The organism is Paenibacillus shenyangensis, assembly GCF_000346635.1.
GTDB classification, from domain to species: Bacteria; Bacillota; Bacilli; order Paenibacillales; family Paenibacillaceae; genus Saccharibacillus; species Saccharibacillus dauci.
Window position 1 is genome coordinate 36148 of the sequence record NZ_AOIG01000011.1, and the last position, 18982, is coordinate 55129.

The window sequence follows — 18982 nt, forward strand, 5'->3', positions numbered from 1 at the left end:
AACCGTTCATTCGCTATACATCACTTAGGAATGGACGGTTATTTTAAGCAAAGAAAGATAACGCTTACATATTTTGTGCCAATCCATGTTTTCATATCCATCCACAGGGAGGCGAGTAAATGAGTACAACGTTTTTGTTGATCCGGCACGCACTGAAAGAGAAGGCGGCAGGCGATGTTGGAATCACGAGTAAAGGGAAAAGGCAGGCACAGCTCACTGCTGATTATGTGCAGCAGTATCCGATCGCTGCCGTGATAGCGAGTCCGCTGCGCCGGGCCCAAGAGACCGCTACATATATCGCTGCTGCAGTTCAGTGTCCTTTGCAACAAGACTCTCGTCTGAGAGAGCGGGCCAATTGGGGAGATCTGCCAGGTCAGACCTTCGAACAATTTGTGGACATGTGGGAACGGTGTACAGCGGATCGTCACTACGTACCTCCAGTAGGAGACTCGGCTGCCCAAGCAGCACAGAGACTGGATTCTGTATTATCCGAATTGGCAGCACAATATCCGGTAGACAGTACGATCATTATTGTCACACATGGCGGATTGATTACAGATTGGCTGGTTGGTGCCATACCGGAATCCCAGCTTGCACAATGGCATCCCGCATTTATTGCAGTTCAGAGTACGCTGATCCTGGAATGTTCGATCACTGAACTGACTTATGACCACGGAGAGTATAAGCTGCTTTCTTTTGCATCAACGACTCATTTGCATGAGACAAACGTATAATAAACAAAAACAAAAACAAAACGATCTTCATTACTTACTAAAAGTTAGGTAGTTGTGATTTAAAAACTGTTTTGCTTTACCCCCTTTCATTCTCGAACAGAGTGGATATAATAAAGATATAGAAATTATCTATAAATTAAGATATTTAAAAGTCGATGATTTCTAACTGACCATTACATCTATGAGTTACTATAAAAAAACAAAAAATACTAAAAATCCAATTGATAATGAAAAAGGAGCTGGAAATAATGACACTTCGTACAGCAGGAATTCACCACATCACTTCTTTTGTTACTGATCCACAGCGCAATGTAGATTTTTATGCAGGTATTCTTGGACTTCGCATGGTAAAACAGACTATCAATTTTGATGCTCCCGAAGTTTATCACTTGTACTTTGGTAATGAAGGCGGAAGCCCGGGGACTATCGTTACCTTTTTCCCTCAACCGGGTTCACGTAAAGGAGTAATCGGTGCAGGCCAGCTCGGAATTACCGTATTCGCTGTACCTCCGGGTGCATTTCCTTTCTGGGAAGAACGTCTGAACCGCTTAAATATTCATGTAGAAAAAGCAGAGCGCTTCGGGGAGCAGCTGCTTCGCTTTACGGATTATGATGGACTGCGTATTGAACTGGCAGAGCGTGAAGAAGGAGCTGCCAGCACCTGGGAATGGGATGGAATTACTTCCGCCCAGGCGATCAAAGGCTTTGGCGGTGGTGTACTGTTCAGTGGACGTCCTGAACGTACGTTGCATACGATCGAGCATGTACTCGGCCTGACCCGGATTGGTGAAGAAGACGGCTATGTACGCTTCAAAGCTGATGGCGATATTGGTAATATCATTGATGTGAATTCCCGTGATCTGCCGCGCGGAATCGGTGGGGCAGGCACAGTTCACCATATTGCCTGGCGTGCAGCCGATTTTGCAGAGCATGAGCAGTGGCGTGAACAGGTCGAAGCAGCCGGGTTCCAACCTACACCGGTTATCGACCGTCAATACTTCAATGCCGTGTACTTCCGTGAAGATGGAGGCATACTGTTCGAGATTGCGACTGATCCTCCTGGATTTGCCAATGATGAGACCGCTGAACAGATGGGCAGTAAATTGATGCTGCCAGAATGGTATGAACCACAGCGTGAATTGATCCAAAGCAATCTGCTGCCTATTCAAGTACGCAAAGTGGAGGGCAAATAAGATGACACTAACCATGAAGCATATATTCAAAAAGGGAACCAATCCCGATCTGCCGGTGCTGCTGCTTCTTCACGGTACGGGTGGTAATGAGAATGATCTACTGCCTCTAGCGGAAATGCTGGCACCGGAAGCTTCGGTGCTTGGCGTTAGAGGAAATGTGTCGGAGAATGGCATGCCGCGCTTTTTCCGTCGATTGGCGGAAGGTGTTTTTGACGAACCGGATTTGATTGCCCGTACACATGAGCTGAATGCTTTTTTGGACGCAGCAGCAGAGGAATATGGATTTGATCGCCGCAAAATAATTGCAGTCGGTTATTCCAATGGTGCGAATATTGCAGCCAGTCTGCTATTCCATGACGCACAATCACTCCAGGGAGCTATTTTGCATCATGCGATGGTTCCACTACGCAGTATTGAGCTCCCGGAGCTGGCAGGTATTCCCGTATTTATGGGTTCCGGTACCAATGATCCTATTATTCCGCGCGCTGAAAGCGAAGAGCTGGGAACATTGCTGGCAGACGCTGGAGCCGATGTACAGATGCACTGGGAAAATAGTGGTCACCAGCTGACCGCTACTGAAGTGCAAGCGGCAGCTGCATGGTATGCGGCAAAAATCCGCTAAAAGTGCTATCAAGTAATATACACGGGTAATTAGATATATCCAAAAGCGGAACAACGTCATAGTGACGCCTTGTCCCGCTTTTTTTATGATAAAAATGAACACTTCGGACCTAAAGTCATCTTTAGCATGCTTAATGAAAGAAGCTGATTTGTCCATGAGTACGAACTACCCACAACATTCAAATCAAAAAAACCGCCTTTCTCAATGGAAAGGCGGTTTTGGATATACAGATGAAAGTAAAATTATAAGCGATGCTGATGCTCTGCCAAGATCAATTACGGTATGACAATATTCGTTATAAAAGGATTTTTGGAGAATAATAAACAACTATTATTTCTGTTCTTCCGGTACTACGCAGGAACCGTCTGTACACATATCGCCATTAGCCGAATCACCAAGCATCTGCAGTGGATGGTCTTCTTTCCAGATATCATTTAGTGCTTTGCTGAACATTTCGGTCGGTTGGGCACCGGATACAGCATATTTATCATTGATAACAAAGAAAGGTACGCCGGTAATTCCCAACTGACTACCGAGATGTTCCTGACGGCGTACCAGCTCTCCATACTGTTCACTCTCCAGTACAGCAGTTGTCTGCTGGCGATCCAGTCCGACACTTTCAGCGATATCAATCAATGTGGCATGATCACCAATATGACGTGACTCGGTAAAGTAGGCACGGAACAGCGCTTCATTCATTTCTTCGGCTTTGTCCTGATCGGCCGCATACTGCATAAGACGGTGTGCATCAAAGCTATTAGTCAGGATCATGCTATCAAATTGGAAGTCGAGTCCTTCCTGGGCGGCCTGGTTACCTACATTCACATTCATCTCGCGCGCCTGTTCAATTGTTGTGCCGTATTTTTTGGCCAGACTTTCGTAAATATTCAATGGAATATCACGTTCTGCTGAAGGATCAAGTTCAAAGCTTTTATAGTTGACTGTTACTTCGTCGGCATGTGGAAATTGCGCCAAAGCATTTTGCAGTCTTGTTTTGCCAATATAACAGAAAGGACATTGATAGTCAGACCAGATATCGATTTTCATTTATAAAACCTCCATATGATTGTTTGCTGTTTTGTCTACAGATGGATATATGCCTGTAATGAATGCACCTGTTTTCTGACAGACGGTCAGTCACCAAACGTATGATTTTATCCTACAATAATTACTTTTAATAATCAACTAACAAATATACATATTTAAAAATCTAATACTATCCTAATCTAGTTAAGAATCGATGTTTATAGGTTGAGAACATGATTATAGAAAATAGAAAAGGAAATAAATACATCTGTCTTGGCAGGATGTGCTTTACTGTCTGGATTTCCTTGCTTATACAAATTAGATTTGTTCCTGGTTGACTACATTGGCCATTGTTTCCTTGAATGTCTCAATAAAAGCTTCTGCTGCTTTGGACAGGTAGCGTCCTTTGCGCCGGGCGATCACAAGTGTGCGGCTTGGAATAGGCTCTGCCAGGGGAAGATAGACGGGCAGGAATTCCCCGCGGCGTGCCCGGGCGATGTAATGCGGCACAAATGTAACGCCCATGCCTGTAGCAACCAGAGACTGGATCGTCTCAATATTATTACTTTCAAATACCACCTGCGGCTCAAATCCTGCTTCTCCACATACATCGAACACGATTTTGCGGAATCCCTGGCCTTTTTTCAATACAATAAACGCTTCATCCTTCAGCTCGGATAACTTGACCGGTGTATGATCACCTGCCAGAAAACGCTGGGCGAGCGGATGAGTAGGAGGAACAGCAAGATCAATTAATTCTTCTGCCACTGGCTCGTAGGTAAGTGAAGATTCGGTCAGCGGCAGAGCGAGCAGACTGAGATCGGTCTGGCCGCTGGCTGTCAGCTTCTCCAGATTGAGTGATGTATCTTCCAGTAGAACGACATCGATCTGCGGATAGGCTGCGCGAAAAGCAGGTAGTACATGCGGCAGCAGATGGGAACCGGTAATTTGCATACTGCCTACAATAACCCGTCCGCTCTGTAGCTGGGAAATGTCGGCCATTTCCTTGCGTAGCTGCTCGACGGAATCGATAATTTTCTGGGCATGCTCTACAAAGCTGGACCCGGCATGGGTGAGCTCCACTGTACTTGTATTACGTTGAAACAGCAGCACTCCGAGTTCTTTTTCCAGTTTGGATAGCTGCTGACTGAGTGAAGGCTGCGCGATATGAAGCTTCTCTGCTGCCCGTGAAAAATTGCGCTCTGCAGCAATTTGCAGTGCATATTGTAATTGTCTGAGTTCCATAATACGTCCCCTTTAGTTCACATTCTCTTATAAGATAAACCTATAACTTCTATAGATATAATATCTTAGACCTATCGCACACACAATGTTATATTGTAATCATTATAAAAAAGCCTGTTGAAACGATACAGACAGCCGATAAAGTAACTAACCATAATTTCCACAAATTTCAAATTCGAAAAAGTGGAAAGACAATTATTCAGCAGTGAAAGCAGTAGTGCATTTTCAGGTCCGATCTATACGGGAGGCGGGTTGACGCTATCCCACCGAAAATGCAGCTGCTTGGGATTACAATCCATGATGGGGTGAGAATAATGAGCAAAAAGACATTGTATGAGAAAATCTGGGATAACCACGTAATTCATCAGGAAGAAGGCAAGCCAAGCGTATTGTACATCGACCTGCATCTCGTTCACGAAGTAACTTCTCCACAGGCATTTGAAGGACTGCGTCTGAGCAACCGTCAAGTTCGTCGCCCGGAACTTACTTTCGCTACGATGGATCACAATGTGCCAACCTTTGACCGTTACAATATTACTGATCCGATCTCCAAGCAGCAGATTGATACACTGACTCAGAATTGTCGTGACTTTGGTGTGAAGCTGTTCGATCTGGATACAATCGACCAGGGCGTAGTTCACGTTATGGGACCTGAACTCGGTCTGACCCATCCGGGTAAAACAATTGTTTGCGGAGACAGCCATACATCGACTCATGGTGCGTTTGGCGCTCTGGCATTCGGTATCGGTACGAGTGAAGTAGAGCATGTACTGGCTACCCAGTGTCTACAGCAATCCACCTCCAAAACGATGGAAATCCGCTTTGTGGGTTCACGCAAGCCGGGTGTAACCGCCAAGGATATGATCCTCGGTGTGATTGCCAAATACGGAACAGACTTTGCAACAGGTTATGTTATCGAATATACAGGCGAGGCAATTCGTGAACTGTCCATGGAAGAGCGCATGACTGTATGTAACATGTCTATTGAAGGCGGAGCACGTGCAGGATTGATTGCACCGGATGAGACGACATTCTCTTATCTGCGCGGACGCCAGTATGTGCCGCAGGGCGCAGCATTTGACGAAGCAGTTGCCCGCTGGAAGGAATTAACTACCGATGAAGGCGCATCTTATGACACGATCTTGGAATTTGACGTAGATGCCCTGATTCCACAGGTGACCTGGGGTACAAGCCCGGGAATGGGAACCGATATTACGTCAGCTGTACCAAATCCTGCTGATTTTACAACTGAAAATGAACGCAGAGCCGCTGAAAAAGCGCTTGAATATATGGATCTCGCACCAGGTACACTAATGTCTGAGATTCCGGTTGATTATGTATTTATCGGTTCCTGTACAAATGGACGGATTGAAGATCTGCGTGCTGCCGCTGAAGTAGCTCGCGGTTACAAAGTATCCGATCGCCTGACAGCGATCGTCGTCCCGGGCTCCGGTCGTGTCAAAATCCAGGCAGAAAAAGAAGGACTGGATGTGATCTTCAAGGAAGCCGGATTTGAATGGCGTGAAGCAGGATGCAGTATGTGTCTCGCGATGAATCCGGATGTACTGAAGCCGGGACAACGCTGCGCATCTACATCCAATCGTAATTTTGAAGGGCGTCAGGGTCGTGGTGGACGTACGCATCTGGTATCTCCTGCAATGGCAGCCGCTGCAGCGATTACCGGTCGCTTTACCGATGTTCGTGATTGGGAATTCAAATCCGAGCCGGTATTGAACTAATTCGCATATAAGGGGGCCGTGTGACCAATATGAAATTATACACATGGTCTTGCTTCATTTATAACGGCAGAGAAAACTGCAGACTTATGTACGGTATTTAGAGAGGAGTCTATATCAATGGAACCATTCAAACAGTTAAACGGTATTGTCGCACCGGTGGACCGGGTCAATGTAGATACAGATGCCATTATTCCCAAGCAATTTTTGAAACGGATTGAACGGACAGGCTTTGGCCAGTTCTTGTTCTATGAATGGCGCTGGGATGAAGAAGGTAATGTGAATGAGAATTTTGATATGAACAAACCGCGTTACCAAGGAGCCTCTGTTTTGGTATCCCGTGCCAATTTTGGCTGTGGATCTTCCCGTGAGCATGCGCCATGGGCGATTATGGATTATGGATTCCGCTGTGTAATTGCACCATCTTTTGCAGATATCTTCTATAATAACTGCTTCAAAAATGGTATTCTTCCTATCAAGCTCTCCGAAGAGCAGGTACAGGATCTGTTTGAACGTACAGCTGAACATGAAGGATACCGTCTCAATGTAGATCTGGAGAACAAGCAGCTCACAGATGAGTATGGACTGCATATTAATTTTGATCTGGACGAGCATCGCCGGCAGTTCCTGCTGCAGGGACTGGACGATATTGGTCTAACGCTGCAGCATGAGTCCGAGATTACAGCTTATGAGCAATCCAGAGGTGCACACCTGTTTGTCTGAGTATCCAGGTCAGCAAGATGCTCCGATGTAATTTGTAGTTGTGTTTTTACAAATAGTTATTACAAAAATGCATAACTCTGTCGATATTAGCTACGACAGAGTTATGTATTTTTTTTGGTGAATGCTAATCCGGCGCAGACGGTGCAGGCTCTGCGATCTCGATCACTTGCGTCCAAAAGGAACAGGGAATAATCGAGAAAAGCATCCGGAAATGAAAATTCACTCGCAACTTTTGGAGAGCATAAGCGTCTAATATGTCGTCTGGTAATAACATTTGCCGGTACAGCCGTGCTGGGTAGTTCGGTAATCAAAACGGAAATGGTAGGGGTGAAGAATGAAGAAATTAGGTTTTTTAGTCTTTTTGTTGGTGTTTATGTGGTCCTTTCCCCATATCGGCGAAGCTGCCACAGACACGAAAGTTGTACTGAACGGTCAACAACTCAGCATTCCGGAAGAAGTGCAGAATGTCAAAGGTTCGGTGATGGTGCCGATTCGGGTGATTTCCCAGAATCTTGGTTATCAAGTGAAATGGGATCAATCTGCCGGTCAGGTCAATATTGATGGAGAAGGCAAGTCCATTCAATTGTATATTGGCAAGAATGCAGCTTCTGTAGACAACAAAACGTATAGTTTGAATACCGCGCCGGTAATCAAAAATGGTACAACAATGGTACCGATCCGACTGGTAAGTGAACAGATGGGTATCGGAGTACACTGGAACAACAGCGACAAAATTGTCACATTGACATCGACGGGCACGAGCACCGGCGGAGGAACGACTTCGGACGCGGACAATGCAACTTCCGAAAACGGTCTTGCACTGGTGAACGGCATCAGCTTCAGTGAAAGTCGCCTGCTGGTGACGCTGGACAAGAGCGTGACGCCAAAAGTATCCAAAATGGATTCACCAAATCGGATCGTAGTTGATCTGCCAAACGCTGATTTTGGCGGCGGATTCGCACAGGGACAGAATGCCGAAGCAGGACAGATTGCTACGCTGGCTGTACCAAACAACGATAATGTCTCTCAGGTTCGCTACTCTCAGTACAGTACCGACCCATCGAGTGTGCGTATTGTAATCGATCTGAAAAAAGCCAGAAACTACGAAGTCTTCAACGAAGGACAAGGACTACTGATTGTGGATCTGACAGCAGACAATGGTACGACCAAACAGCCAGATTCCAGCACAGGTGCAACCCAGCCGGGTTCATCGGTAGGTAATTCCGGTAAAAAGGTAGTGGTAATCGATGCAGGTCACGGCGACCAGGATCCGGGTGCCGTAGGCTCCCAAACTACCGAGAAAAGGTTGAACCTTGGACTGGCTCTCAAAGTAGAAGCACTGCTCAAAGATGATCCGAATATTGATGTCATTCTGACACGCTCGGATGATACCTTCCTCGAACTGAAGGAGCGTGTCAAAGTAGCTGAGAAGCTAAATGCGGATGTATTTGTATCCATTCATGCGAACAGCAGCGGTTCATCAGCAGCTTCAGGCACAGAGACGTACTATCAGCGCAGCAGCAGCAAAAAGCTGGCACAGACAATTCACAAGTACTTTGTAGCTGCTACAGGCTTCAAAGATCGTGGCGTACAATATGGTAACTTCCATGTTATTCGCGAAACGACTATGCCGGCTGTACTGCTGGAAGTTGGATTTATCAGCAACAGAACGGAAGAGTCCAAAATGATGGATTCCGCCAAGCAGGATCAGATCGCTGCATCTGTAGTGAAAGGGATCAAAGAATACCTGGGCGTATCCTGATCCATTTTGTAGCAGAAGAATATGAATCTACAATAATTCGTTCTAATCGAACCAGTCGCTCCCATCCGCAGGGAGGGCTGGTTCTTTTTTATTCCATTTTCTGTAATATTGTCAGCGTCTGAGTGATTGTAATCCATGACAATAAAATTACTGAAATTTCATGTAAAGTATAGTGCAATTACAGTCAGAACATGTTAAGATACGAATTGTATTGTCATTGAAGATGGAGCAACAGAGTCTGACACGTAATCCAGCAATCCCATCATCAGGTACCGTGAGACGATACCGTCTGCATCACGATCCATATCGTGAACAGGCGGTTTTTTGCAGGAGGAATGAAAATGAATGCCGCTACCGTAAGACATATTCTGGACACGCTTGCCGGCATGTTTCCCGATGCCCACTGCGAACTTAATCATAGTAATGCCTTTGAATTGACGATTGCCGTTCTGCTTTCTGCACAGTGTACAGACGCAACAGTCAATAAGGTAACGGTTGATTTATTTCAGAAATACCGTACACCGCAAGATTATCTGAACGTGCCGCTGGAAGAGTTGGAACAGGATATACGGCGAATCGGGTTGTATCGCAGCAAAGCCAAGCATATCCAGAATTTATGCCGGATTCTGATCGAACAGTATGGCGGCGATGTACCGAGTGAGCACGATCTGCTCGTACAACTGCCGGGTGTAGGCCGCAAAACGGCCAACGTCGTAGTATCCAATGCTTTCGGTGTGCCTGCTTTTGCCGTGGATACACATGTAGAACGGGTATCCAAACGACTGGGTCTTGCCAATTGGAAAGACAATGTACTGGAAGTTGAACGTAAACTGACGAAACGGGTACCGCGTGAAGAATGGACGCTATCCCATCATCGATTTATTTTTTTCGGAAGGTATCATTGCAAGGCGCAAAACCCGGCCTGTCAGATCTGTCCATTGCTTGATATTTGCCGTGAAGGCAAAAAAAGAATGAAAACGTCCCTTGTCATCAAGGACAAGCCGGCTAAGCCGCGTGTATCCAGAGCGAAGGACAAGCAATCTAATACTACAACATAAAAAGAGGTCGAACGTTATGAAATGCATTTCCGTCTACACTGATAACTTTGAACAATTCTCCGATATCTTCGAACAGATCGTTGCCGAAGAATTGGTTGAAAACGAAGAAAAAGTAGTTGAAGGCATTACTGTCAACTATTCTGGTGATGTACCGGAACATTACCTCGAGCGCATGGCACAAAAACGCGATGTCGTGGTTATGAAAGACAAAGGCAGAGGCATTACAATTCTGCAGCACGGCAAATTGTTTGAAGTTCTGGTTCCGGTTGCGGAAACAGAAGCAAGCGTAGTTTAATACAAAATCAATATATGACGTTTACACAGAAAGGCTGCTTGACCATATTTTTTTGTGTGAACAGCTCTAAAGCTTTTTATACTGCAGGTCCTGTACAGGTACCTATGTATAAAAAGCTTTTTTGCTATAACGCTATAGATGATCTTTAAAATGAATCGCTGGTTTCCGATACATCCTATACAATGCTACAATACAGATAAGGATAAATTTTAAAATAATGCTCCGGAGTGATCGTAATGATCCGTACCGGCTATTAAAAAGAACACAACGATTGGACCATCATCAGAAAGTGACGGAGGACATACTGATGCAAGCGATTACAACGCAGAGAGAAGATTCATTTGAACCTATTCTGGAGCAGCTCGCCCAGGAACTGAACCGACAGGGCAATTACGCAGCTGCCCAAAAAGCACATGATTTGCAGCAGAAATACCGTTCGGAGGAACTGGTACTGGCTTTTTGCGGTCATTTCTCGGCAGGCAAATCCAGTCTTATGAACTGGCTGTGCGGCAAGCAGGTACTGCCGACCAGTCCGGTACCGACTACTGCCAATATTGCTGCGATTCGCTGCGGAGAACCGCGTGCGCTCGTTCATGTACATGCAGGCGACGATCTGGAGATTGATCTGGACGAGTTGGACGAATATTGTAAAAACGGTGGCGATTACGAATCTGTAGAATTATGGGACCGGATTCCGCTGCTTGGACAGCATGGAGTACTGCTGGATACGCCTGGTGTGGATTCCACAGATGCTGCTCATGAAGCCGCTACTTATTCAGCACTGCATCGCGCCGATGTGGTCTTTTATGTGATGGATTACAATCATGTGCAGTCCGAGACGAATCTTTCGTTTGCTCGCACACTATATGAACGTGGCAAACCACTGTATCTGATTGTTAACCAGATTGACAAGCATGAAGATCAGGAGCTGTCTTTTGCAGAATATCGCAAAGGGGTAGAGCAGGCTTTTGCCAGACGGGGCATTGAACCGGCAGGTGTGTTATATGTCTCACGTCAGGTTCCAGAGCATACGTATGGTCGGCTGGAACGTCTTCGTGAGGTGATTGGCGAGCTGCTGGAGGATCATGTGCCGCTGATGCGCTACAGCCTGTCTCAGGCTGCATGGGAGCTGGCAGAGGAGCACAGCAAGTGGCTGAATGAACAGATGTCCCACGACTCCGATGATCAGGAGCTCGATCAAGATACACAATATTCTGTGGAAAAAGAGACCGAGGAGGATTCTTTTTCAGAAGAATTGGTGCAGGATCTTCCGAGCTTAAACGGAAAGATCACTCAGCTGCAGCAGCAACAGGATGAGCTGAATGGTAACTTCAAAAAGCTGCGTGACACATGGAGCTGGGAGATTGGCCGATTGGTAGAGCAGGCGAACCTGACACCGGCAACGCTGCGTGATCTTGCTCAGCTCTATCTGGAGGGTGAGCGTCCCGGTTTCAAAAAAGGACTGTTCGCTTCCCGCGAAAAAACGATGCAGGAACGCGAACAGCGCAGGCAGACCTTTTTGCAGGCGTATCAGGAGCAGGTTGCTGCCAACCTGGATATACATGTACGAGGGCTGCTGCGCGGTTGGAGTCGGGAGCATGAACTGTGGAACGAGGAACAGGAGACAGCTCTGACCGCATCGCTTCCAGAGATTACGGTTGCTGATATCGAAGCAGGTACCGGCAAGGATATGGCGATATCGGGAGAGTATGTGCTCAATTATACACGTGCACTGCGGGAGCAGACGGCTGCGAAGTATCGCCGTGCAGCACTGGAAGCAGCAGATCGTCTATTGGAACAGCTGCAACCGGAAGTAGAACGACAGACTGCCGATATAGAGGCTGAGAAACAGCAGCTGCAAGCACGTTATGATGATCTTGTCCGTCAGCAGGAAGCGGAGCAGCAGCTGCAACAGCAAGATCTATCAGTGCGCAGTATTCTGCCAAAGCGGGAGACTACAGTGCCTGACTGGCTGCCCCGTATCGAAGCCGGTGTGCAGGCAGGGCAGAATACAGCATCGGATACACAGCATGTGAGTTACAATAATCCGTTAAATCCTGCATCTGCAAAAGCAGGAGACACAGAGCAATCGGTGACCAATCAACAGGATAATAACGATAATCAGCTATCAGCGAATGTGCCATCTGCCGAATCAACTGGAAAAGATGCTGATTCGGCTGCTATCCATAGAAATGGGTTGCATACAGCTCCACCTTCTTCGGCAGCACAGCAGGAAGGAGCTTCGGCACGCCAGCAGCGTCTGCTGGGTACAGCAGAGCGCCTGCGCAGTACAGCCGGCAAGATTGCTGAACTACCGGGAATGGCGTCCCAGGCGGAAGAATTGCGCCGCCGTGCAGGGATTATGGAAGACGGCAAGTTTACGCTGGCCTTATTCGGTGCGTTCAGTGCAGGCAAATCCTCTTTTGCCAATGCATTGCTTGGCGGCTCGGTTCTGCCGGTCTCTCCTCATCCAATGACAGCAGCTATTACTCAAATTATGGGAGCGGATAGTCATTATGCTCATGGAACAGCTGTAGTCTTTTTGAAAGACGTGGAAGAAATGCAGGAAGATATCAGCGGAGCACTGCGTCTACTTGGATTGCCCGATCGCTCCTTAGAGCAGGATTGGCGCAAGGCGGTTGCCGGATTGATTCCTTCACGTATCCATCCTTCGGCACGTGCGCATTACAACTTTATTATGGCTGCGGCAGCAGGATGGGACCAGATGGCGGATCGGCTTGGGCAGCAGGTCGAAGTCGATATGGATGATTTCCGTGGTTATGTATCGGAAGAGCAGCAATCTTGCTTTGTCCGCCGAATTGACCTGTATTATGATTGTGATCTGACTCGTCAGGGAATGGTACTGGTGGATACACCTGGCGCCGATTCGGTTAATGCGCGTCATACCGGCGTTACTTTTGAATATATGAAATCTGCAGATGCACTGGTATTCGTAACCTATTACAATCATGCGTTTACAGCAGGTGATCGTCAGCTGCTGGAACAGCTTGGACGCGTCAAAGGCAGTCTGGCACTGGACAATATGTTCTTTATCGTCAATGCCTCTGATCTGGCTTCCTCTGAAGAAGAGAAAAATGATGTAGTAGGACGGATTGTTCGTGAACTGAATACGGCAGGCATTCGTGAACCGAATATTCATGCGCTGTCGAGCCGCCGTGCGCTGCACGGACAGGATGAAGGGTTCCGGGGGTTCCAGCAGAGTTTTAATACATTCGCTGATGAGACATTGGCAGGTCTGGCTGTGCATGCAGCGCTGGAAGAGATCGGCCGTATCCGGGATATGATCGTATCCTGGGAAGAAGCTGCCAGACAGGGCGAAACCTACCGTCAGCAGCGCAGACAGCAGTTGATGACAGAGCAGCAGACGGCCCGCGAAGCTGTCAGTGGTATTGCCCGTACGGAGCCTGATCGGAGGGTACAGGAGGAGAGCGGGGAGCTACTGTTCCATGTGCGTCAACGTGTACGCCTCAAAACACTGGAATGGATACCGGAAATCTTCAACCCGGCACAGCTGAATCAGGAATCTGCGGATCTCAAAGCCGACTTTGCAGCCTGCGGACGTGAACTGCAGCGGAGAGTCGGTATTGAACTGGAACAGGAAGTGCTGGCAACTACGCTGCGGATGGAGAAGGCTGCGCGTCAGCTGATCAGCGAACGGATGAGAACCTATGGACGTGAAGCGGAAGCTGCTACAACCGGATTGCGTCTGTCCATGTATGAACCATCCGGCTGGGAGACGCCGCAACTGCCACCACTGGGCTTGTCCCAGGCAGTAGATTGGAAATCGCTCTGGTCCATGTTCCGGAATCCACGTCATTTCTTTGAACAGGGAGGACGTGAAAAGCTGCGAAACGAGGTGACTGCCCGAATCGACAGTATGATTGGTCAGTTGCTGGAGGAGCAGCGTGAACGACTCGCCATTTATTATATTGACGGTCTGAATACACGTTTCCGGGAGACGGTAGAAGAGATGCACCGTCAAATTGCCGAATGGGCAGAAGCAACCGAGGCTTCACTTCGTATGTCCGACGGACCCGAACGGTGGCATCAGCTTGCTGCCGAACTGGATGAACTGGCAGCCGATTCAGCCACATCCCAGCTTCATCATTAACAATATAATTGTGCACTAAACTTATAGAAGACTGTTCATGGTACAGAACAGTCTTCTTTTTTTGTATATTTAATACCTCCTTATTATTATATAAGTAGATAGAAAATTAGTGTTTCAAATTTGAAATTATAACGCTTTTACTTTCTGCACTAAAACAATAGTTTACAAAAATCGGGACTGTGGAATAAACCGCTGTTATTAGGAGCATTTTGCATGATTTCATTATAATGGGGTCATTATATATTGATTATGGCATTAATTTAACATCATCGGCTGTAAACGGTCTCTTATCCTCTTTGCGGGCAATTGGCGACGGTGGTAAGCTTCATTATGCTAATTAACCTGACAGGTGATTGAAGGAGGAACAACATGGACGTTCTCAGGCAACTGCAAGGCTTTTACCGTGAAAAAAAGAGCTATTTTTACCTCTCCATCTTTTGTCTTGCAACCGCTACCGCGCTTGGATTGGTTTATCCGAATCTGCTGAGGTACCTGATTGATGATATTATCAGACTCAGGCGGTATGACCAGGTGCCTATGCTGGTTATCGGCTTGTTCATCGTTACGATTTTGAAAGCATGCATGCAGTTCCTGCATGGATTTTTTGGAGGGCGACTCGGTAATTTTCTCGCCTACCGGCTTCGTAATGCCTGCTATGAAAAGCTTCAGTTTTTATCCTTCCGTTATTATGATACTGCCAAAACAGGAGACCTGATGTCCCGTCTGACCGGAGATCTGGAGGCGATCCGTAACTTTATCGGGTTTGGCTTTGCCCAGCTGCTCAATGTATTCCTTATGGTCATCTTCGGTTCCATAGTCATGTTCTCACTGAACTGGCAGCTCACTCTCGTTACTCTTATTTCGATCCCATTTCTGGTGTATGTCGCTTTGCGTTTTGAATCACGTATCCATCCGGCTTTTCAGGAGATGCGTCTGGCATTAAGTTCCCTTACCACAGCTGTACAGGAAAATATAACCGGTGTGCGCACGATCAAGTCATTTGCCCGTGAAGCACATGAAGTGGACAAATTCTCGCTGCGTAATGAGCGTTACCGCACCAACCAGATTTTTGCTTCTTCCCTGTGGAGCCGCTATTTCCCTGTTATGGAGCTGCTCGCTTCGGTATGTATCGTTATTTTGCTCGGATTTGGCGGTACACTGGTCATTCAGGGTTCTATGACACTTGGGGAACTAGTCGCTTTTTTCACCCTGATCTGGTACATAATTGGCCCGATGTGGGGACTTGGCTTTCACATTAACAACTATACCCAGTCCAAAGCTTCGACTGAACGGATTCTGGAAATCCTGAATCAGCCGGTAGATATCAAGGATGAACATACGGCCAAACCTATGCACGAAATCAAAGGCCATGTCGTGTTTGACCATGTGACTTTTGCTTACGGCAACAAGCTGGCTGCCGTTGTGGATATCAACTTGGATGCACCTCCCGGTTCGGTAATCGGTCTGCTAGGCGGCACAGGCTCGGGTAAATCGACCATTATTCAGCTCTTAATGCGTGCTTATAACGTTAACGAAGGACGGATTACACTGGATGGTACCGATATACGGGATATACGGATCGAAGATCTGCGCGCACAGATCGCCTCTGTATTCCAGGAGACCTTCCTGTTCTCTTCCACCATCAAGAATAATATCGCTTATGGCATGGAAGAAGTGACGATGGAAGAGATTATCCGTGCAGCCACACTTGCCAAAGCGCATGAGTTCATTATGGAGCTGCCCAAAGGGTATGATACGATCGTCGGTGAACGTGGTCTCGGATTATCGGGTGGACAAAAACAGCGTCTCGCGATTGCCCGGGCACTGCTCAAAAATCCGAAAATTCTGATTCTGGACGATGCAACCAGTGCCGTCGATATGGCGACAGAACACGAGATTCAATCCGGCTTCCAGGAAGTAATGCGAGGACGGACAACCTTTATTATTGCTCACCGGATATCTTCACTGCGTCATGCGGATGAGATTCTGGTATTGGAAGAAGGGCGTGTTATTCAGCGCGGCAAGCATGAGCAGCTGATTGCGGCTGCCGGCCCTTATCAGGATATCTATCAGGTACAATATGCTGATCATATTTCCCGTCAGCAGGAAATTGATGATTCGGATCATCCGGAAGAATGGAACAGAGAGATGCCGCAGCCCGGCAGCGGAGAGCAGGTGAGATACCATGAGTAATCCTTCCATGAATAATATATCGGTGGATGACAAGCAAAAGGTCGCTGATACATCCGCCTCGGTACGAGTCGAGGAACGATTCATTTACCAGGATGACGAGCTGATTGATAAAGCATTCAACTGGGGACAATTCAGTCGGCTGTTCAGTTATATGAAGCCATATGCGAGGCAGCTGCTGCCATTTATCCTGCTTATGATGGTGCTGGGTACCGTGACCAAGCTGGCGGTTCCATTGATTACAGGTATGGCGATCGACCGAGCTATTCAGCCGGCAAATGGTATGCCAAGCCTCAAGCTGCTGTATGGGTTGACTGCACTGGCACTTGTACTGTATCTGATTCAGTGGGCAGCTAACGCATACCGGATCAAATACACTAATATTATTGGACAAAGAGTGATCTATGATCTTCGCTCAGATCTGTTCAGTCATATTCAGCGGTTGTCCTTTTCTTTTTTTGACAAAAGGCCGGCAGGCTCGGTACTCGTTCGTGTCACGAATGATGTCAATTCATTGCAGGATCTGTTTACCAATGGAGCCGTTAACGTAATGATTGACTGTGTACAGCTCCTGGGAATAGTCGTTATTTTATTGTTTATCAACTGGAAGCTGGGGCTTGCTGTAATGCTGACGGTGCCGATCATGTTCTTCGTCTCTACCAAGCTTCGCAAAGTGATCCGCCGCTCCTGGCAGGAAGTACGAATGAAGAATTCGCGCATTAACTCCCATTTGAATGAATCGATTCAGGGAATCCGGGTTACCCAGGCCTATACTCAGGAAAAGCAGAACATGAAGTATTTTGACAATATGAATCTATCGAGCAAGCAATCATGGGACAAAGCATCCGCAATGAACCAGATGTTTGGACCGATGATTGAGGTGACTGGAGGACTCGGCTCTGTTATTCTGTTCGGGTTCGGTACGATGCTGATTGCCAGCGGCGAGATCGAGATTGGTATTCTGGTGGCTTTTGCCAACTACGTCAGCAACTTCTGGGATCCGATTAACCGGCTTGGTAATATGTATAATCAGCTGCTGGTCGCAATGGCTTCCTCCGAACGGATATTCGAATTTATGGATGAAGAACCGTCGGTAGCAGACAAACCTGGTGCACAACCGATGCCTCGTATCCGCGGGGATATTGTGTTCAAAGATGTTATATTTGAATATGAGCCTGGTCGTCCGGCACTCAAAGGAATCAATTTGAACGTACAAGCTGGACAATCGATCGCTCTGGTTGGTCATACCGGCTCGGGCAAATCCACTATTATCAATCTGATTAGTCGGTTCTATGATATCAAAAGTGGCCATATTACGATCGATGGCCGGGATCTGCGTGATGTGACCCTGCAGAGTCTGCGCAGCCAGATCAGTATCGTACTGCAGGATACGTTTATCTTCTCGGGAACGATCCGCGACAATATCAGGTTCGGTCGTCTGGATGCGACTGACGAAGAGGTGGAAGCTGCTGCCAAAGCAGTTCATGCGCATGTATTTATCGAGAAGCTGGCCAAAGGATATGATACCGAAGTCGAAGAACGCGGAAACGTACTGTCGATGGGACAGCGTCAGCTGCTTTCCTTTGCCCGGGCACTGCTGGCTGATCCGCGCATTCTCATACTGGATGAAGCGACCGCTAGCATCGATACAGAGACCGAGCTGCGGATTCAGGAAGCACTCAAGGTACTGCTGCAGGGTAGAACATCCTTTATCGTGGCTCACCGATTGTCGACGATCCGTCATGCAGATCATATCGTTGTTCTCGATCATGGAGAGATTAAGGAAGAGGGTACCCATGAACAGCTGATTCAGCGTAAAGGGGTATACAACGGATTGATAGAAGCGCAATTCCGTTTTTTGTAAAATATAAAATAATAGACATAATTAAAATGACGATATCAACATCCTTTTATTTCCATTCACACCCTCTATCTACTGAAGCAATAAACAGCAGATAGAGGGTGTTTTATGTTCGAAATGACTTCCTGTAAAAAGCAGGAAACAAGTAAATATACAAAATGTGACAAAATTTTTGAATGAAAGCGTAATCATTTTATAAATTTCGAGATTTGTTCAAAAATTTAAGTAAAGTGGGTTGCAATCTAACTTGGAAGGTAAGAAAATAAGAGTGTCAACACATTGTAAAGTTCATCATCAACATCGTCGGGAATTTTACAATGTGTTAATCACTTAACAGCCAAGAAAATAGACAAAGAGCACAATCTGTACCAACGGAGAGTTTTGCAGTTCGAGTTGTATGCAAGC

General features: G+C 46.8%; 14 protein-coding genes. 12 read left to right on the forward strand and 2 right to left on the reverse strand.

All coding sequences use genetic code 11. The annotated features are described in order from the left end of the window. Positions 1-119: 119 nt before the first annotated feature. From H065_RS0110070 to H065_RS28195, 4 genes are all read left to right on the forward strand, one after another. Entirely contained in the window at positions 120-734 is a 615-nt protein-coding gene (locus H065_RS0110070) for a histidine phosphatase family protein (protein WP_017812926.1), read from the forward strand. 248 nt (positions 735-982) lie between these two features. Further along, positions 983-1927: a ring-cleaving dioxygenase gene (locus tag H065_RS0110075; RefSeq protein WP_017812927.1), complete on the forward strand. Its 945-nt coding sequence runs from the start codon at positions 983-985 to the stop codon at positions 1925-1927. Positions 1928-1940: 13 nt separating this feature from the next. Then, a complete protein-coding gene (locus H065_RS0110080; RefSeq protein WP_026136145.1) occupies positions 1941-2549 on the forward strand; it encodes an alpha/beta hydrolase in 609 nt (202 codons plus the stop codon). Positions 2550-2682: 133 nt separating this feature from the next. Further along, positions 2683-2835, forward strand: coding sequence for a hypothetical protein (locus H065_RS28195; RefSeq protein ID WP_238557929.1), 153 nt, complete (start codon positions 2683-2685; stop codon positions 2833-2835). A gap of 44 nt (positions 2836-2879) precedes the next feature. On the opposite strand, the gene H065_RS0110085 is transcribed toward H065_RS28195, so the two are convergent. Next, entirely contained in the window at positions 2880-3596 is a 717-nt protein-coding gene (locus tag H065_RS0110085) for a DsbA family oxidoreductase (RefSeq protein WP_017812929.1), read from the reverse strand. Positions 3597-3893: 297 nt separating this feature from the next. Beyond that, positions 3894-4820: a LysR family transcriptional regulator gene (locus H065_RS0110090; protein WP_017812930.1), complete on the reverse strand. Its 927-nt coding sequence runs from the start codon at positions 4818-4820 to the stop codon at positions 3894-3896. 314 nt (positions 4821-5134) lie between these two features. Between H065_RS0110090 and leuC the strand changes: the two genes are divergently transcribed. The 8 genes from leuC to H065_RS0110130 all read left to right on the forward strand — a co-directional run bounded on the left by leuC (position 5135) and on the right by H065_RS0110130 (position 18580). After that, positions 5135-6559 carry a 3-isopropylmalate dehydratase large subunit gene (gene leuC / locus H065_RS0110095; RefSeq protein WP_017812931.1) on the forward strand — a complete coding sequence of 475 codons (1425 nt, stop codon included), beginning with the start codon at positions 5135-5137 and terminating at the stop codon, positions 6557-6559. Between the two features lie 117 nt (positions 6560-6676). Further along, the gene (gene leuD / locus H065_RS0110100; protein WP_017812932.1) at positions 6677-7279 is read left to right on the forward strand and encodes a 3-isopropylmalate dehydratase small subunit; all 603 of its coding nucleotides are present in this window, start codon (positions 6677-6679) and stop codon (positions 7277-7279) included. Positions 7280-7652: 373 nt separating this feature from the next. Further along, complete coding sequence (locus H065_RS0110105; RefSeq protein ID WP_338010872.1) at positions 7653-9041, forward strand: N-acetylmuramoyl-L-alanine amidase family protein; 1389 nt, start codon at positions 7653-7655, stop codon at positions 9039-9041. Between the two features lie 341 nt (positions 9042-9382). Further along, a complete protein-coding gene (nth, locus tag H065_RS0110110) occupies positions 9383-10099 on the forward strand; it encodes an endonuclease III (RefSeq protein WP_017812934.1) in 717 nt (238 codons plus the stop codon). Positions 10100-10115: 16 nt separating this feature from the next. Continuing rightward, a complete protein-coding gene (locus H065_RS0110115; RefSeq protein ID WP_017812935.1) occupies positions 10116-10394 on the forward strand; it encodes a hypothetical protein in 279 nt (92 codons plus the stop codon). A gap of 307 nt (positions 10395-10701) precedes the next feature. Beyond that, positions 10702-14526 carry a dynamin family protein gene (locus tag H065_RS26945; RefSeq protein ID WP_017812936.1) on the forward strand — a complete coding sequence of 1275 codons (3825 nt, stop codon included), beginning with the start codon at positions 10702-10704 and terminating at the stop codon, positions 14524-14526. A gap of 369 nt (positions 14527-14895) precedes the next feature. Then, positions 14896-16719 (forward strand): ABC transporter ATP-binding protein, encoded by a 1824-nt coding sequence (locus H065_RS0110125; RefSeq protein WP_017812937.1) that lies wholly within the window; start codon positions 14896-14898, stop codon positions 16717-16719. 7 nt (positions 16720-16726) lie between these two features. Next, positions 16727-18580 carry an ABC transporter ATP-binding protein gene (locus H065_RS0110130; RefSeq protein WP_081604107.1) on the forward strand — a complete coding sequence of 618 codons (1854 nt, stop codon included), beginning with the start codon at positions 16727-16729 and terminating at the stop codon, positions 18578-18580. The last annotated feature ends 402 nt before the right edge of the window (positions 18581-18982 follow it).

What these genes read in the sequence shown, in the direction of transcription:
- H065_RS0110115 (WP_017812935.1), top strand. Translation starts at nt 10,116, where the DNA reads ATGAAATGCATTTCCGTCTACACTGATAACTTTGAACAATTCTCCGAT.
- leuD (WP_017812932.1), top strand. Translation starts at nt 6,677, where the DNA reads ATGGAACCATTCAAACAGTTAAACGGTATTGTCGCACCGGTGGACCGG.
- H065_RS0110075 (WP_017812927.1), top strand. Translation starts at nt 983, where the DNA reads ATGACACTTCGTACAGCAGGAATTCACCACATCACTTCTTTTGTTACT.
- leuC (WP_017812931.1), top strand. Translation starts at nt 5,135, where the DNA reads ATGAGCAAAAAGACATTGTATGAGAAAATCTGGGATAACCACGTAATT.
- nth (WP_017812934.1), top strand. Translation starts at nt 9,383, where the DNA reads ATGAATGCCGCTACCGTAAGACATATTCTGGACACGCTTGCCGGCATG.
- H065_RS28195 (WP_238557929.1), top strand. Translation starts at nt 2,683, where the DNA reads ATGAAAGAAGCTGATTTGTCCATGAGTACGAACTACCCACAACATTCA.
- H065_RS0110105 (WP_338010872.1), top strand. Translation starts at nt 7,653, where the DNA reads ATGTGGTCCTTTCCCCATATCGGCGAAGCTGCCACAGACACGAAAGTT.
- H065_RS0110090 (WP_017812930.1), bottom strand. Translation starts at nt 4,820, where the DNA reads ATGGAACTCAGACAATTACAATATGCACTGCAAATTGCTGCAGAGCGC.
- H065_RS0110080 (WP_026136145.1), top strand. Translation starts at nt 1,941, where the DNA reads ATGAAGCATATATTCAAAAAGGGAACCAATCCCGATCTGCCGGTGCTG.
- H065_RS26945 (WP_017812936.1), top strand. Translation starts at nt 10,702, where the DNA reads ATGCAAGCGATTACAACGCAGAGAGAAGATTCATTTGAACCTATTCTG.
- H065_RS0110070 (WP_017812926.1), top strand. Translation starts at nt 120, where the DNA reads ATGAGTACAACGTTTTTGTTGATCCGGCACGCACTGAAAGAGAAGGCG.
- H065_RS0110130 (WP_081604107.1), top strand. Translation starts at nt 16,727, where the DNA reads ATGAATAATATATCGGTGGATGACAAGCAAAAGGTCGCTGATACATCC.
- H065_RS0110085 (WP_017812929.1), bottom strand. Translation starts at nt 3,596, where the DNA reads ATGAAAATCGATATCTGGTCTGACTATCAATGTCCTTTCTGTTATATT.
- H065_RS0110125 (WP_017812937.1), top strand. Translation starts at nt 14,896, where the DNA reads ATGGACGTTCTCAGGCAACTGCAAGGCTTTTACCGTGAAAAAAAGAGC.